This window comes from Gimesia sp. (assembly GCF_048260065.1).
GTDB lineage: Bacteria > Planctomycetota > Planctomycetia > Planctomycetales > Planctomycetaceae > Gimesia.
The window spans coordinates 344,646-361,812 of the sequence record NZ_JBLXHC010000007.1 but is presented as its reverse complement, the minus strand read 5'-3'; the positions used below and the strand labels follow the sequence as shown (position 1 = coordinate 361,812).

Sequence of the window (17,167 nt, the reverse complement as noted above, 5' to 3'; positions counted from 1 at the left end):
ACTCAGAGTTCCCAGAGGGAGAAATGGTCCCGTTTGCCTTCGAGACACTCACAGTCGGCATCACACGAGACCACACCGGATCAGCGGCATAAAACAGAACCATCTGTCTCTGATGAGGAAGCGGAGATCGGTCTTGCCGTTTTGCGAGGAGACGATCCTGCCGGTTCAAGCTGGCTGGATCCCCTCCACGCAGCGTGGGATCAAAGTCAACAGGCTGAGGAAGAGTTACCCGACGAATTGCCTGCATCGGTGATTGTGACCGGTTTTCTGTCGGAAGAACCTCTGGGAGATTTTGGCTGTGTGAATCCCAGTTTCGAAGCCGAGATGGAGAGTGAGCGGCTGACACTCTGGAGTAAAGTCAAGATGGACCATGCCAACTATTACTCGAAGGAATCACTGATCTGGCTGGCAGGTGGTTTTGGAGTGGGGGCGATTATCGCCAATACTTCTCTGGATGGCGGCATCCAGAACCACTTGCAATCGAGTGTGTTGAGCGCTTCCTCTGATGAGTGGTTCGAAACATTTCATGCACAGAAAGAACTGGGGAATGGCCGATACACGCTGCCTGTTTTCGCGGCGGCCTGGGTGGCGGGGGCGATGTTTGAACAAATTCCGCTCGTCAATCGGACGGGGGAATGGGGCGAACGCTCGATCCGCGCCGTCATCGTTGGTACGCCCCCCATGCTGGCGATGCAGTTAGTCACCGGTGCTTCGCGTCCGGGGGAAACTTCGGCCAATGGAAAATGGAAGCCGTTCCAGGATAATAACGGGGTCAGTGGTCACAGCTTTATGGGGGCCATTCCGTTTCTCGCTGCTGCCAAAGTGACTGATAAGCCTCTGCTCAAGCTGGCGTTCTACGCCGGTTCCACACTGGCGCCCCTCTCCCGCGTCAATGACAATCGGCATTATCCCGCACAGGTATTTCTGGGCTGGTGGATGGCCTGGATCGCAACCAATGCTGTCGACGCGACACAAAATCCGGATCGCCACTGGAGTGTCTATCCAATATCCTGGTCCGGGGTGAATGGGGTGGGCTTTGAATACAACTGGTGATCGGAATTGAAACGGAAACTGTCTTTTGGGTTCTGATCTTTTCTGAGTTATTCGCTTCGTCAAGTCCGATCTAAAAAGGTTCTTCGAACGGATTCAGTGGTTTTAAGCAGGTTGAATCCAGAAACAGTGTACTGTTTCATCTTCTCAATTCTTCGCACGTTTCAATAATAAAATGCAGGCGAATGGCAAAACCCGATATATTTTACAGTGATGGAACTGATCCAATCCTGGCCACAGGGGATATAGAGGGGGGAATAGAAAGAAATGATGCGCCATCTCATATCAATTGAGACGATATCAGGATGGTGATTCATGAAAGCGTAGACGGGACCGACGCTGATGACATAGCCCACCAGCAGGAATAAAACTCCCAGCCCGCCATAAAAGATCGCCCGGGAGAAAATAGGGCGAGTACGATCCAGGATAAGACGCATGACGTTCACCGTCGTTTGAGTTTCACACTATAGATCAATCCCAACACACAACCTATGATCGCACACACAGGCATGCCGTTCAAGATAAAAAAACGTGTATAACCGGCGCTGACCTTACTGCTGAAAAGTTGATAGTTCGGATCACGCTGGGCCAGCAGCGGTGCCAGCACGCAGACTCCCAGTCCATAACCGATCAGCAAGCCGACGATTGCTCCGATCAGGAAATGCTTCAGTACCCCCTGTATTTTAACCTGTCCAAACCGGAGGCCAAACAGGTAAGCCAGCGCTCCACCCACGAGCGGGCCGATGATCGGCAGACGGACGCCGCTCTGAAACCGGATCATCGGTCCGGTCTCCATCCAGGAATAGCCGCCGATAATCGCTTCCAGGAACAATCCCAGGATTATTCCACAGAATGCGGCGATCCATTGATTGACATTCACAGGGGCAATGGACTTAAATTTCGACACGTTTATTGATCCCGTTTAAAAAAATGATTCTTTAATTAATGTCGGCAATCGAGTGAACGTGAGACAATTTTTTCGCTTTCAACGGACAATCGGTTAAACTGTTAGAAACGGGTAACTGGTAAATCCCATCGAAGGAAACATTCATGTCAGAAGAAAACATCGCACAGACAACGGCTCCACCACAGATTCACTGGCGTCGCATGTATCTGATCTCGATTGGAATGATACTGTTCGCGGTTGTGATTGCCTGGCAGTTCAATTTGCTGCCGTTCGGAAATTCCCTGCCGCGGCAAAATGCAATTATGGTGATCGCTCCCTATCGACATCAGGGGACCTGGGTTTTTGACGACCGTTCGGCCGGCCTGGTACAGGAACCCTTTGTGGCCGGCGTACCGGAAATGATTGATGTAATCGTTAAAGACATTCCCGACGCAGATCAGGGCTTCCGCCTGCTGTTCTCGTCCAAACCGTTTCCACAGTATCAGAAAAAACTGGTCTGGCTCCGCGGCGATGGAGAAGGGAACTACTACCGTTTCGAAGATTCCGACATGGAAGGCTGGATCTGCCCGGCCATGTTCAAATATTACGAAACCGCCCCCAAAGAGCTCTACGTCAAAGCCGAACCTATGAAATGAACAGGTCAGGTGAGCCTGCCCTCTCTTTTTGGTGTCACTCTCAATTCCGGCAGAGCAGACGTTTGACGAACGCCCTGAACCCCTACTATATTAGGATCACTCAGCCCCCGTAGCTCAGTTGGATAGAGCAATGCTTTCCTAAAGCATAGGTCGCAGGTTCGAACCCTGCCGGGGGTATGTGTTTCTCAGGGAATCCTCATTCTGCGTATTACTTCTCAATAGACGAAGGACCAGATCAGATGCTCACATCGCTCTCCAGGTTTGCTGTCAGTTTTATTACGCTCTGTTTTGTTCTGACTGGTACAGTGCTCCACGCGGAAGACAAAGCCAGAAGTTATTACCTGATCGGAAATTCGCTGACCTGGGATACTGCTCCCTTGCTCCTGGATGGAGATGTGCAGTGGCACGTGGATTGTGGGAAGAGTCTGCCTTACATCATGGCGCACCCGGAAATGCCCTGCGTCAAAACTTCGACCCTCTGGCCACAGGCGCTGAAGGAAAAACAGTACGATCTGATTTCAGTGCAACCGCACTACGGTTCGACGCTGGAAGAAGATCTCGCCACGATATCCAAATGGGTGGAGATGCAGCCCCAAGCGGTCTTTATCATTCATACCGGTTGGGCACGAAGTAAGACGCGTGCAGAAGAATATGCCAGTCAGGATGTCACCGGCAAACTGCAGCACAGCCCCGCTTACATCAATGCATTGCTGGCGGCGCTGCAGAAAAAATACCCCGATCGGAAATTCAAACAGACCCATGCCATCGATCTGCTGGATCAGGTGAATACGGATATCAAAAACAACAAGGCCCCGTTTGACGAAATTACCGACATCTACCGCGATGCGATTCACATGAAAACGGATACCGGCCGCTACCTGATGCACAATGCGATGCGGCACGCGATGGGACAGCCCCGTTCGGACAAAGGGTACGAAAAAGTCGATCCCCAGGTGAAGCAGTATCTGAACCAGGTGCTGGATACACTTAAATAGCCGCGTTTGCAGAGTCGATCAAACCGGTGTGACGGGCAGTTCTGCTATCAGGGTCTGCTTTTCCTCATCAGACAGGAATGAGGCTTCGAATGAATTACGGGCCAGTCGGATCAGATCATCCTGGGACAGGTCAAAGGCTTCCTGAATCGCAGCGAAGTTCTCATTCACATAACCGCCGAAGTAGGGGGGATCGTCAGAATTGACGGTCACCAGCAGACCCGCGTCCAGCATCTGTTTCAGGGTGTGTTCCTGCATGGTCTTGAAGACGCACAATCGCACGTTGGAGAGGGGACAGACCGTCAGCGGGATCTGTTCCGCGGCCAGTCGTTTGACCAGATCCGGGTCTTCCATGCAGCGAACGCCATGATCGATGCGTTCCGCGTGCAGCAGATCAAGTGCTTCGGTAATGTATGCGGGGGGACCTTCTTCCCCCGCGTGGCAGACCACGTGATATCCCTGCTGGCGGGCCGCCTCAAAAACCTTCACAAATTTGGAAGGGGGATGCCCCAACTCCGAGGAATCCAGCCCCACGCCAATGAACTGATCGCGGAAGGGCGCAGCCTGCTCCAGTGTTTCCATCGCTGACTCGGCAGAAAGATGTCTGAGGAAACTCAGGATCAGCTTTGATGAGACGCCGAGTTGACTCTGCCCGTCTTTCAACGCCGCCGTGATTCCATGGACGATGGTGTCCATGGGAATGTTACGGGCGGTATGGGTCTGGGGATCGAAGAAGATTTCCGCATGTTTCACATTTTGCGAGGCGGCTTTTTTGAGGTAAGCCATGGTGAGTTCGTAAAAATCTTCTTCGCTGCAGACGACGCTCACCGAAGCATAATACAGGTCCAGAAACGACTGCAGATCGCTGAAATCAAAGGCGGCCCGCATCTCTTCCACCGAGGCAAAGGGGAGTGTCATCCGGTTTTTCTCTGCCAGCTGAAACGCCAGTTCCGGTTCGAGAGTCCCTTCAATATGCAGGTGCAGTTCTGCTTTAGGCAGGCGGGCGATAAACTCATCCATGGCTTCTCTCCGTTGTGAATGGTATCTGCAGACAGTGGTTGCTGGCGACATGGTAGCTCGTGTCCCTGGTTTGTCAACAGCATGACAGAGCCCGCCAGACTTCGCATTCGGCTGAGACCATGTTAGGATAAATCAGCTTCGAAGACTCAGGTGAGCCGCTCCCACTAGACTCATTCCGGTTGCACAACGATGAGGTGACTGCATGTTAAGAACGATCCTGTCCTCGCTGATATTGCTGGTGGTCTGTTTTCAGATTCCACTTTACGCCTCTGACTGGCAGGTTGGCGTGGCGCGAATTGATATCACACCCGCAAAAAAAATCTGGCTGGCCGGTTATGCCTCGCGCAAGAAACCGGCGGAAGACACGACCCATCCTTTATGGGCCAAAGCGATTGTCTTCAAGGACAAAGAAGGAAACCAGGCAGCGATTGTCACCACGGATCTGATCGGCTTGACGCGGGAGCTCTCGGATGCCGTCGGTGCCCGGGTTGCGCGGGAGACAGGAATTTCCCGCGAGCAGATCCTGCTCAATTCTTCGCACACGCATTGTTCTCCGGTCGTGCGTGGCTGTGCCCCCCTGGCTTATGATTTTACTCCCGATCAGCAGCAGGACGTCGATGACTATGCGAAAACACTCGAAGAGAAACTGGTGAAAGTGATCGTTTCCGCCAGTAAATCACTGCAACCGGCCCTGTTGAGTTACGGAGAAGACCGGGCCACGTTTGCGATTAACCGTCGCGGTCGCATTAACCCGGATGGCCCCGTTGATCATACGGTGCCGGTTCTCAAAATCAGTGATCCGGCAGGCAAGCTCCGCGCGATTCTGTTTGGTTATGCCTGCCATAATACCACTCTGGCATTTTTTGAGTTCTGTGGTGACTACGCCGGCTTTGCGCAGATTGATCTGGAAAAACAGTATCCCGGTGTCACCGCGCTGTTCCTGCTGGGCTGTGGCGGCGATGCGAATCCCGATCCCCGCGGTACCCGGGAACTGGCAGAGCAGCATGGTCGCTCGCTGGCCTCTGCAGTCACGCGGGCTATAGATAAGCCATTGAAGCCACTTCACGGTCCTTTAAGTGTGAAATTCCAGCGGACCGATTTACCATTTGTCAAACCGCCGTCACGCGAGGAACTGCAGGCACAACAGGGGCAAGGGGACATCTATTCGCAACGACTCACCAATCACCTGCTGAAGCAACTGGATCAACAGGGAACCATTCCCGCTTCGTATCCGTTCTCAGTCCAGGTAATTGAGTTTGGTGATGATCTGACACTCATTGGTCTGGGCGGGGAGACCGTCATTGATTACGCCATCCGTTTGCATGAGGAACTGGCAGGACGCCAGATCTGGGTCGCAGGTTACTGTAATGAAGTCTTCGCTTATGTTCCCTCGGAACGGGTTCTGAAAGAAGGAGGCTATGAAGGGGGTGGTGCCATGAAGTACTTCGGCATTCATGGTCCCTTTCAACCAGGTGTCGAAGACCGGATCATTCAGCTGGTCCATTCCCTGCTGAAACCCTGATCGACTTTCCTGCTTCAGACCGGCAAACGCTTCAGTAAAAAATGAGAAAAAAACTTTTACTGTTTGCTCCGTTTTTTACGTAAGAATAGTACTTATGGAAGCGGGTCGCTTTTTCTGAAAGTAAGCAAATCCAGTCTGTCTAATCGACATGGAACAAGTCCGTTCAGGCGTTCCCCACGCGTATTCCCGGAAACAGTTCGTGTTCTGGTATGTTTTACTAACTGGTTATCAAGCAGTCACTTAAAGTCGGCCAGATACTGCCGGTTTTCGCGGCGAAAATAGCAGAGTTGAATATTGGTATTGTCTCAAATAAAGACGTGGGAAATAATAGTAACGCTCGAAACACGATATTAAGTCCCTTACATTCCTGTGTGGCATGCCCTGAAAATGCTCGAGTCACGTCCACACGATAATCCCACTTTTACAATTAGGTGTTGGCCATGGATGGTCGTTTCACAACCTCATTATTTCAATTTTATTGTTAATGGGGGAACTATCCCTGCGCCATGTGTGTCTGTTTGATACTGAAATTTCTGGACATAGTGAAAGGCTCTCGCACTTTAGAAAAATTAACCTTATCAAATTACCTCGAACTAATTGGCCAATAAATCGACGGGCAGGAATGCCACTCGTAACGCCAGGAGGAGGATTCCCATGGAAAATGGTCGATCAATCTTAAATCAAATCTCGAGTCAGCTGAATGCGGACTCATTTCTTCAGGAACACTGGCAGGGCTCCTTTGACGAGTACCTCGATATTGTTCGACAGGATCCCCGGGTAACACGAACGGCGTTCCAGCGCGTTTATGACATGATCATGAGCTATGGAACCTACCCGGTCGAAGGCAAAAAAGGCCTGATCCGTTATCGCTTCTTTGACGACCCCGTCAACGATGGCAAGGACGGGATCTTTGGACTCTCCAAACCGCTGATGGAACTGGTCAACGTCTTCAAGTCGGCCGCCCTCAAGTATGGCAGCGAGCGACGTGTGCTGTTGCTGCATGGCCCGGTCGGAAGTTCTAAAAGTACAATTGCCCGTCTGCTCAAGCAGGGGCTCGAACGCTATTCCCGCACCGAAGACGGTGCCCTCTACAGTTTCGGCTGGAAAGAGGAAGACGGCACAATCCTCTGGGACCCGATGAACGGCGACCCGCTGCAACTGGTGCCTCTCAAGAACCGTCAGGAGATCTGCGACTATCTGAATGCCGGTCGTGATCCCGATAAAGATCCCGGTTACGGCGTGGAAATCACCGGCGAAGTCTGCCCGCTCAGTCGCTTCATCTTCAATGAACGACTCGAGAAAGCCAATGGCGACTGGACCAAAGTCATGGATCAGATCGTGGTGAGACGCATCACCTTCTCCGAACAGGACCGGATCGGCATTGGTACGTTCCAGCCTAAAGATGAAAAGAACCAGGACTCTACCGAACTGACCGGCGATATCAATTATCGAAAAATCGCCCAGTACGGCAGTGAAAGTGATCCGCGTGCGTTTAACTTCGATGGCGAGTTTAACGTCTCTAACCGCGGACTGATTGAATTTATCGAAGTCCTCAAACTGGACGTCGCGTTTCTGTACGACCTTTTGGGGGCTTCACAGGAGCACAAAATCAAGCCGAAGAAATTCGCACAGACTGATATCGATACCGTGATTATCGGCCATACGAACGAGCCGGAATACCGTCGACTGCAGTCCAACGAATTCATGGAGGCACTCCGCGACCGTACGGTGAAAATCGATGTGCCGTACGTCACGAAGCTCAGTGAAGAAGTGAAGATTTACGAGAAAGATTACAATTCCAAACGGGTTCGCGGCAAACACATTGCCCCGCATACTCTGGAAATTGCCGCGATGTGGGCCGTCCTCACACGACTGGAAACGCCTAAGCATCACGGACTGACGTTAATCCAGAAAATGAATCTGTATAACGGAAAATCCCTGCCGGGTTTCACCACCGAAAACGTGGAGCAGCTTCGCAAGGAAGCCAAGTCGGAAGGTTTGTTTGGCATTTCTCCCCGCTACGTGCAGGACAAAATCTCAAACGCCCTGGTGGTCAACTCGCATAGTTCCAATCTGAATCCGTTCATGCTGTTGAATGAACTGGAAGAAGGCTTGAAACACCATTCGCTCATTGCTAATGATGACATGCGTGATCATTACCGTCAGCTCATCACCGTGGTAAAGGAAGAATATACCGACATCGTGAAGAACGAAGTCCAGCGTGCGATCGCCGCCGACGAGGAAGCACTCACACGACTGTGCGGCAACTACCTCGACAACGTGAAGGCGTACACGCAGAAAGAACGTGTGAAAAACAAATTCACCGGCGAATATGAAGAACCGGATGAACGCCTGATGCGATCGATTGAAGAACGGATTGATATTCCGGACACCCGGAAAGATGATTTCCGTCGCGAAATCATGAACTACATTGGTGCCCTGTCGCTGGACGGCAAATCGTTCGACTATAAAACGAATGATCGTCTGCAGAAGGCCCTCGAAATGAAACTGTTCGAGGACCAGAAGGATACGATCAAGCTGACCAGTCTGGTTTCCAATGTGGTCGATTCCGAAACGCAGGAAAAGATCGACATCGTCAAAGCACGACTCATTCGAAATTACGGTTACGACGAAGAATCTGCGACCGATGTTCTGCAGTACGTTGCCAGCATTTTTGCTCGCGGCGATACCAAAAAGAACAGCGACGCCGCCTGATTCATGAGTTCGTCTGAAGGAGAATGAAACTAACCCAGGATAAGAAGGAATTAAATGAGAGCCGACTCACTCTGATTCCCTGTTCTGAAAGGGGCTCGATACCATGGTGCGAAGAATTGATCGTGACCAGCAACGGTTCGATAAAATTATAAAAGGGAAGGTCCGACAACAGCTCCGGAAATACATCAATCATGGTGAAATGATTGGTCGCAAAGGCCGCGAGACCGTCAGTATCCCGGTTCCCAATATCGAGATTCCCCATTTCCAGCACGGCGAAAAAGGGAGTGGTGGTGTCGGGCAGGGTGAAGGCGAAGTCGGCCAGCCCATTGGACGAGGTAAAGGGGATGGCGACGGCCCGGGTCAGGCCGGCAATGAACGCGGTCAGCATATTCGCGAAGTCGAATTAACGCTGGACGAACTGGCCGACATGCTCGGCGAAGCACTTGAACTCCCGCGGATTGAACCCAAGGGGGAAGATGCCCTCACTTCACAAAAAGACCGTTATACCTCAATCCGTCCTACCGGCCCGGATTCTCTGCGTCATTTTAAACGCACTTATAAACGAGCACTCAGGCGGATGATCGCCACCAACAATTACGATCCCCAGAATCCGCTAATCGTTCCGATGAAAGACGACGAACGCTTTCGCAGCTGGAAAACGGTTTCCGAGCCGCATACGAACGCGGCCGTCATTTACATGATGGATGTTTCCGGATCGATGACAGACGTGCAGAAAGAGATTGTCCGTACGGAAGCCTTCTGGATTGATACCTGGCTCAAGCGTCAGTATGACGGCATTGAACGCCGTTATATTGTGCACGATGCTGTTGCTCATGAAGTGGATGAAGATACGTTTTACCGCGTTCGAGAGAGCGGCGGAACGCGTATCTCATCCGCTTACCGGGCAGCCGACCACATTATCAAACGGGATTTTCCCCCTTCACAGTGGAATATCTATTGTTTTCAGTTTTCGGATGGAGACAACTGGGGCGAAGACAATTCGGACTGCATCGAAAACCTCAAGCAGAATCTGTTCCCGATCTGTAACCTGTTCTGTTACGGGCAGGTCCGCAGTCCGTATGGATCGGGTGATTTCATTAAAGAACTTCGCAAGGTGGAAGAGGAGTTCGATAATCTGATCCTTTCAGAAATTGATGATAAAGAAGCAATCTACGGTTCCATCAAAACATTCCTGGGAACCGGCAAATAAAAACTGTTGAACTCAACAGCATGCAGTCAGCGTATAATGAAACAGACTTTAAGAGCTGACGGAGAATTTTATGGTAGTTACAACTCATCGCCCATTGCCGCAAGAGTTAAGCGATATCCAGCAGGAAATGGAACAGCATGCGCTCGATTACGGCCTGGACTTCTTCAAAACGATCTTTGAAGTCCTGGACTATGAAGAGTTGAGCATGTTCGCCGCGTATGGCGGATTTCCGGTTCGGTACCCGCACTGGCGGTTCGGCGCTCAGTACGATGAGTTGATGAAAGGCTACTCCTACGGCCTGCAGAAAATCTACGAAATGGTGATCAATACCGATCCCTGCTACGCCTATCTGCTCAGTGCGAATGATATCACCGACCAGAAACTGGTGATTGCCCACGTTTATGGGCACTGTGATTTTTTTAAGAACAACGCCTGGTTCTCGCAGACAAACCGGAAAATGCTGGACCAGATGGCCAATCATGCCACTCGTATGAATCGCCATATTGACAATCACGGCTATGAAGTAGTCGAGACCTTCATCGATACCTGTCTGTCGCTGGAAAGTCTGATCGACCCCTATGCACCGCATATCCGTCGAATTCAGAAAACGGAAACGAAAGAAGAGACAAAGAAACGGACGGATGAAGAAAGAGAAAGTACCGGCGGACGTTTTCCGGCCAAGTATTATATGGACCGCTATATCAATCCTGAAGAAGTGCTTGAGGAAGAAGCCAGTCAGAAACGACAGAAAGCGCGGGAACTCTCTGATCAGCTCAAGTTTCCCAAAGAGCGGATGCGGGATGTCCTGTATTTTCTCATTCAATACGCGCCCCTGGAAGACTGGCAACGGGATGTGCTGACCATCATTCGCGATGAAGCCTGCTACTTCGCTCCGCAGGGACAGACCAAAATCATGAATGAAGGCTGGGCCAGCTTCTGGCATTCGACGATCATGACGCGACACGGTCTGACCGATGAAGGGCTCATTAACTATGCCGATCATCATAGTGGCACGATGGCAACCAGTCCGAATCGATTGAATCCGTATAAACTGGGGATTGAACTGCTCAAAGACATCGAAGAACGCTGGAATAAAGGACAGTTCGGACCGGAGTACGATAACTGCACCGACATGTACAAGAAAGAGCACTGGGATCAGGATCTGGGCCTGGGCCGCGAAAAGATCTTTGAGGTCAGACGGATTCATAATGACATTACTTTTATTGATACCTTCCTGACCCCCGAGTTCTGTTATAAGCAGAAAATGTTTTCGTTTGCCTATAATGATTCCAATAAAACCTACGAAATTCAGTCACGAGAATTTCAGCAGATCAAGCAGCAGCTGTTGAACAGCCTGAGCAATCATGGACGTCCTGTGATTTATGTGCAGGATGCCAACTACAAGAACCGGGGCGAACTCTACCTGGAACATGAGTATCTGGGTGTCGAGCTCAAACTCGATTATGCTCAGGATACACTGGCCAACCTGCATACGATCTGGAAACGCCCCGTGAATATCGAAACCGTCGTTGACGATCGCCCCACGATTCTGAGCTACGACGGTAAAAAACACTCCACGAACTCCAAAGAGAAAAAATAAGATCCTCGTCGGGAGGATTTCCCTATGACTGTATTAAATCAACTCAATCATGAACTGATTCAACTGGTCGGCTTTCATTCTGCACAGCCTCGCACGGTAACACTCGCTGCGAAAGGTAAGATCGAAGTCATGCTCGATTTTACCTCCGTCGATACCATGAGCTGTTCCTTCCAGGAAATCCGCGTCAATGTCCCTGCGTTATCACAGGCCACATTCGACAAACTCAAAGAGTGGGGGCAGAAGCTCTGCCAGCGGATCACTTACCTGCTCGAGAATATTGGCCCCCTGGAATACGACGAAGATGCCGGGCAGGTGCTCATCCGATCGACGCCTCCGGACCAGAAGCCGGCCGGCACCCGCTTTTATGAAGTGATTCTGTCCTCCCACGCGAACGGTAATTTCAGCCTCAAACGCTTTGAGTCTCAGAAAGGGCAGACCGGTCGCACCCAGGTCGATTTACAGGTGACTCACGAGGTTCTCAAAAAGCTCGTGGAAGACCTTGTGAATACGGTTCCGTAACGACCGGCAGTATCTGGAACGCATCGCATTTAACCCTAGCGTCGTTCAATCTGATCTACTCGTCTCAAATGGCCCTGGAGACGCTATCGTATAGCTGGAAACAGTCTGATCCAGTAATGATTTCCCGTAAAACACCTCAGGTTCCTGTGACCTAAGGTGTTTTCTCTTTTGAGGATAGGTCCATCCTGTAAATTTGCATTTCGTGCTTGACGAACGGTGTTTTATATGTAAAATCTTATTTCATGAGTAAAACATTAGAGCGCACCGAATCAAGATTATCGTACCGGGTACCGGCTCTGGAAAAGGGTCTGGAAGTGCTGGAGCTCCTGTCCGGGATCTCTCAGCCCCTCTCTTTAACGGACATTGCAGACCGTCTGGGACGCACGAAACAGGAGCTGTTCCGGGTCATGGCCTGTCTGAATGAGCAGGGTTACCTGATCCGGGATGCCAATCAGGGCTACCGGATGAGCACCAAGCTGTTTGAGCTGGGGGCAAAACACGCCAGCACCGAAGCTTTGATTGCCCGGGCAACGCCTCACATGGAATCGCTGACCAACGAGCTCAATGAATCGTGTCATCTGAATCTGGTCGTCCGCAATAAGATGCTGGTCATCGCCCGTGTCGACTGCGATGCCGACGTCTCCCTGGCGGTCCGCATCGGTGCCAGCTTCAAATTGCACGAACGCAACAGCGGCCATGTCGCGCTGGCGTTTCATACCGCCGATCAGCGTCAGAAATACTGGGAGCAGTCAGATCAGCCGGCTGATCTGATTAAGAAGTGGGAAAGCGAGTTTGCCAGCATCAGGCAGTCCGGTTTCCGCACGATGGAAAGTACGCTGATTGTCGGCGTCCAGGATACAGCAACACCAATTCTCGGCGCGGATGGCAGACTGCTGGCCGTCTTATGCGTTTCCCATATTCTGCGAGTAGGGGAAGCGGATGAGAGTGCCCGGATTTCCGCTGCCATGCTGGAGTGCTCGCAGGCGATTTCCAGTGAGTTCGGGACGACCACGATCAGTCAACAGGATGCCCCTGCTGCTGGCGGCAAATAATATTAACGGGTGAATCGAACGGAGTTTTCATGTTAGACCAGTCAACGCGAGATCAGGACTTTCCCAGTTTAGGGGAACGCGTCTATTTAAATACGGCGGCAGAAGGGATTCCCCCATTAGCTGTCGGAGCTGCATTTCAGCAGTATTTTCAGGATAAACTGCTGGGCATGGATGGCAGAAAACTGCATGAAGCCCAGTGGGACGCTGCCAAAGAGCTGCTGGCTCAAATGTATGGGCTGAGTTCCGATGAAGTCAGTATCTGCTCCTGCAGTTCAGAAGCCTTCAATCTCGCTTACCAGGCGCTGCAACTGAAAACCGGTGATGAAATCATTGTCAGCGATCTCGATTTTCCTGCCAGCTATACTTTTGGCCTGCAGCAGAGTTGCCCGGCGACTGTGAAGGTCTGGAAGTCGTGCGACTGGGAGTTGCATCTCGAAGATCTGCAGTCGCTGCTCAGTGACAAAACCCGGGTCGTCAGTATTTCGCTGGTCAGCTTTTTCAATGGTTATAAAATTCCGCTGCAGGATGTGATTCAGACCATCCGTGCAAATTCTTCCGCTCTGATTGCGTTGGACGTGACCCAGGCTCTGGGGCGGATACCGCTCGATCTGACGGACATCGATCTGATTGTCAGCAGTACGCATAAATGGATTCTCGCTTCGCATGGCGGGGGACTGGTCGGAGTCCCTTCTGCCAAAGCCCGGGATTGGACGGTTCCCGCTGGTGGCTGGTTCAATCTCAAAGATGCATTCGGTGATCAGCGGTTTGAAGGCGCGGAGAGCCTGCCCGGTGCCGCCAGCTTTACGGTGGGGATGCCCAATTATCCTGCCGTTTATGCCATCAGAGCGGCTTTAGATTACATTACGACAACCGGCGTCGAAGAGATCAATCGCGCGGCAACACCGCTGGTGGAAGCCTGTCTGGAGGGGCTGAAAGAGGCATCCGTTGAGTTGATTTCGCCTCGCGATCCCGCACAACTGGCGGGAATTATCGCGTTTCGTCATCCCGAAGCGGAACGCATTTATCAGCATCTGCACAGTAAACAAATTCACCCCATGTATCACGCCGGACGCATCCGTGTGGCCTGGCACGGTTATAATACGATGGAAAATGTAGAGACGTTTCTGAGTGAACTGAATCACGCACTTGCGAAGAGTTATGTTGGGAATTAGGTGGTTTATGGCTGTCAGACGTTTAAAAAGTCGCTGAGAAATTGTTTTAAGTCAGTATTTTTGCTGACTTCTGGACCTGAAGACATATAATAGAGGTAAGACATAAGCTCATTCTTCAAAAGTTCTTACCTTCACTCAATAGCCGCTCATTATTGGTGTGAGAGACTCTCGCTCCACTGATTCAATGTGTGGTTCCTACCTGAAACTGCTGGGAAAAATCATGAAGATGTCTGCTCGTTTACGAGATTGTTTCTGTACTTTCGTAAAACAGGGTTCATGCGGAGTATTAATCGTTCTCGCTGCAGTGAGTTTCTCTCCACTTCAGGCTGCCGAGAAAGCACCCGACCAGCAACAGATCCAGTTTTTTGAAGCGAAGATCCGTCCCCTGCTGATCAAGCACTGCTATGACTGTCATGGCGAGGATACGCAGGAATCCGGTTTGCGCGTCGATACGTTCAAAGGCATTGCCGAGGGAGGCAAAGCAGGTTCCCTGATCGTGCCCGGCAAACCGGAGCAGAGCCTGTTGATCACGGCCGTCAACTATCAGTCCAATGATCTGCAGATGCCTCCCGACGAAAAAATGAGTAAAGAGGAAATCGCCGATCTGACCAACTGGGTCAAGATGGGCGCACCTTATCCCAATGCCGATTTAAGTCTGCTGCGTGCCCCCAGCGATAAGGGTAAATACGATCTGGAAAAAGAACGTGAGTTCTGGTCGTTCCAGACAGTGAAAAAACCGGCGCTGCCAGAAGTCAAATTGAAATCGTGGGTCAAAAATCCCATCGATCAGTTTGTCCTCTCAAAACTGGAACAGGCTGGATTGACTCCCGCGCGACCGGCAGACAAACGGACGTTGATTCGGCGGACGACTTTTGATCTGACCGGCCTGCCTCCGACGCCACAGGAAATCGAAAACTTTCTGAACGACTCCTCGCCTGATGCTTTCGAGAAAGTAGTGGATCGTCTGCTGGCTTCACCGCACTACGGCGAGCACTGGGCTCGCCACTGGCTGGATGTTGCCCGTTATGCTGACTCAAATGGCCTGGACGAGAATGTGGCGTATGGGACCGCATGGAAATATCGCGACTATGTCGTGAATGCGTTGAATAAAGACAAGCCTTACGATCTGTTCCTCAAAGAGCAGCTCGCCGGTGATTTGCTGGAGCCAGCGAAAGATGTTGTCGAACGCAATGAGCGTTTGACAGCCACCGGTTTCCTGTTATTAGGTCCGAAAGTTCTAGCCGAAGTCGATAAAACCAAAATGGAAATGGACATCATCGACGAGCAGATCAATACTATTGGCGTTTCGCTGATGGGCATGACACTCGGCTGTGCCCGTTGCCATGATCACAAATTCGATCCGATTTCAGCGAACGATTATTATGGTCTGGCAGGGATCTTGAAAAGCACCAAAATCATGGAGAGTTACAAGACAATCGGCCGCTGGAACGAAAACTCGCTCGCGACAGAAGCGGAACTGAAAGTACAGGCAGACTGGGATCAGAAGATCAAGGCAGAAGAAGATCAAATTGCCGTGCTGGTCAAATCAGAAAATGAACGGCTGGTTAAAGAGGGGGGGAAAGACTTCAAACTTCCCGCCAAGCCGGAAGCCTCTTATTCCAAAGAGGTCCAGGCAAAATTGAAAGCGCTGCGCGACCAGGTTGCATCACTGAAAAAAGAACGGCCTGAAGTTCCCACAGCAATGGGGGCAGCCGAACGGGAGACCACCGACGTTCCCATTCATATTCGCGGCAGTCATCTGACGCTGGGGGAAACCGTGCCCCGCCATGTCCCTGTTGTCCTGAGTCAGCAGCCACAGGATCCGTTTCCTGAAAAACAGAGTGGTCGTCTGAAGTTCGCTGAATGGCTCACAAGCAGACAGCATCCTTTAACTTCACGCGTGATTGCGAACCGGGTCTGGCGCTGGCACTTTGGCAAAGGGATTGTCGCTACGCCGGATAACTTTGGAAAACTGGGAGCCAAGCCGACCAATCAGCCTCTGCTGGACTGGATGGCTGCCACGCTGATGGATGAAGGCTGGTCCCTCAAGGAACTCCATCGTCTGATTCTGCTCTCCAACACCTGGCAGATGAGCAGCGAATTCAATTCACAGGCCGCTGCCGTCGATCCGGACAACAAGCTGATGTGGCGTGCGGATGTACGCCGCCTGGATGCAGAATCGATTCGCGATTCGATTCTCGTCGTCAGTGAGGGCCTGGATATGTCGCTGGGTGGCTCATTGCTGAGTGTCGGAAATCGTGAGTTCGTCTTCAATCACGAATCAAAAGACGGGGTGACTTATGATTTTAATCGACGTTCCCTTTATCTGCCTGTGATCCGCAATCACCTGTATGGAATGTTTATGTTGTTTGATTATTCGGATGCCAGTGTCTTGAACGGCGATCGTTCTTCGACAACAGTCGCGCCACAGGCGCTGTTTCTGTTAAACAGCGAACTGGTAGAAGAAGCATCACACCGGATGGCAGAAAATATATTACATCAGACGGCGTTATCCCCCGATCAGAAGATTCAGGAACTGTTCCTGAAATCCTATGGACGGCAGCCGACCGAGATGGAAATCAGCAAGTCACTGCAGTTCCTGGATGAACTGGAAAAAGATTTGCAGGCAACAGAGGCTGATTCCGAGAAACGAATCACCCGTTCCTGGCAGGTGCTCTGTCAATCCATTTTTGCATCGAGTGAATTTATCTATCTGCGATAAACAGGATGTAAAACCAGAACCAACTGAAACTGTTCAATCATCAAACGAGAC

General features: G+C 51.2%; 14 protein-coding genes and 1 tRNA gene. 12 read left to right on the top strand and 3 right to left on the bottom strand.

The features are described from left to right. Positions 1-33 precede the first annotated feature (33 nt). Positions 34-1,053 carry a phosphatase PAP2 family protein gene (locus ACN0YN_RS15800; protein WP_417385984.1) on the top strand — a complete coding sequence of 340 codons (1,020 nt, stop codon included), beginning with the start codon at positions 34-36 and terminating at the stop codon, positions 1,051-1,053. Between the two features lie 161 nt (positions 1,054-1,214). Here the strand turns inward: ACN0YN_RS15800 and ACN0YN_RS15795 are convergent, their stop codons facing one another. Beyond that, entirely contained in the window at positions 1,215-1,487 is a 273-nt protein-coding gene (locus tag ACN0YN_RS15795; RefSeq protein WP_417385983.1) for a hypothetical protein, read from the bottom strand. Positions 1,488-1,492: 5 nt separating this feature from the next. Continuing rightward, entirely contained in the window at positions 1,493-1,957 is a 465-nt protein-coding gene (locus tag ACN0YN_RS15790; RefSeq protein WP_417385982.1) for a hypothetical protein, read from the bottom strand. Positions 1,958-2,100: 143 nt separating this feature from the next. Between ACN0YN_RS15790 and ACN0YN_RS15785 the strand changes: the two genes are divergently transcribed. The 3 genes from ACN0YN_RS15785 to ACN0YN_RS15775 all read left to right on the top strand — a co-directional run bounded on the left by ACN0YN_RS15785 (position 2,101) and on the right by ACN0YN_RS15775 (position 3,587). After that, complete coding sequence (locus ACN0YN_RS15785; RefSeq protein ID WP_417385981.1) at positions 2,101-2,592, top strand: DUF6717 family protein; 492 nt, start codon at positions 2,101-2,103, stop codon at positions 2,590-2,592. Between the two features lie 103 nt (positions 2,593-2,695). Further along, positions 2,696-2,769: transfer RNA gene (locus ACN0YN_RS15780), tRNA-Arg, on the top strand. 62 nt (positions 2,770-2,831) lie between these two features. After that, positions 2,832-3,587, top strand: coding sequence for a hypothetical protein (locus ACN0YN_RS15775; protein WP_417385980.1), 756 nt, complete (start codon positions 2,832-2,834; stop codon positions 3,585-3,587). An 18-nt stretch (positions 3,588-3,605) separates the two neighbouring features. Here the strand turns inward: ACN0YN_RS15775 and ACN0YN_RS15770 are convergent, their stop codons facing one another. Beyond that, positions 3,606-4,604, bottom strand: coding sequence for an adenosine deaminase (locus ACN0YN_RS15770; protein ID WP_417385979.1), 999 nt, complete (start codon positions 4,602-4,604; stop codon positions 3,606-3,608). Positions 4,605-4,806: 202 nt separating this feature from the next. Between ACN0YN_RS15770 and ACN0YN_RS15765 the strand changes: the two genes are divergently transcribed. The 8 genes from ACN0YN_RS15765 (at position 4,807) to ACN0YN_RS15730 (ending at position 17,116) form a co-directional block, all read left to right on the top strand. Further along, entirely contained in the window at positions 4,807-6,126 is a 1,320-nt protein-coding gene (locus ACN0YN_RS15765) for a neutral/alkaline non-lysosomal ceramidase N-terminal domain-containing protein (protein WP_417385978.1), read from the top strand. Between the two features lie 654 nt (positions 6,127-6,780). Further along, positions 6,781-8,841 carry a PrkA family serine protein kinase gene (locus ACN0YN_RS15760; protein WP_417385977.1) on the top strand — a complete coding sequence of 687 codons (2,061 nt, stop codon included), beginning with the start codon at positions 6,781-6,783 and terminating at the stop codon, positions 8,839-8,841. Between the two features lie 103 nt (positions 8,842-8,944). After that, positions 8,945-10,051, top strand: coding sequence for a DUF444 family protein (locus tag ACN0YN_RS15755; protein ID WP_417385976.1), 1,107 nt, complete (start codon positions 8,945-8,947; stop codon positions 10,049-10,051). A gap of 70 nt (positions 10,052-10,121) precedes the next feature. Continuing rightward, positions 10,122-11,651, top strand: a complete 1,530-nt coding sequence (locus ACN0YN_RS15750) for a SpoVR family protein (RefSeq protein WP_417385975.1) — start codon at positions 10,122-10,124, stop codon at positions 11,649-11,651. A gap of 24 nt (positions 11,652-11,675) precedes the next feature. Next, positions 11,676-12,170 (top strand): hypothetical protein, encoded by a 495-nt coding sequence (locus tag ACN0YN_RS15745; protein WP_417385974.1) that lies wholly within the window; start codon positions 11,676-11,678, stop codon positions 12,168-12,170. A 242-nt stretch (positions 12,171-12,412) separates the two neighbouring features. After that, entirely contained in the window at positions 12,413-13,222 is an 810-nt protein-coding gene (locus ACN0YN_RS15740) for an IclR family transcriptional regulator (RefSeq protein WP_417385973.1), read from the top strand. A gap of 29 nt (positions 13,223-13,251) precedes the next feature. Beyond that, on the top strand, positions 13,252-14,394 hold the full coding sequence (locus ACN0YN_RS15735) for an aminotransferase class V-fold PLP-dependent enzyme (RefSeq protein WP_417385972.1): 1,143 nt from the start codon (positions 13,252-13,254) through the stop codon (positions 14,392-14,394). Between the two features lie 226 nt (positions 14,395-14,620). Next, positions 14,621-17,116, top strand: a complete 2,496-nt coding sequence (locus ACN0YN_RS15730) for a PSD1 and planctomycete cytochrome C domain-containing protein (protein WP_417385971.1) — start codon at positions 14,621-14,623, stop codon at positions 17,114-17,116. Positions 17,117-17,167 lie beyond the last annotated feature (51 nt).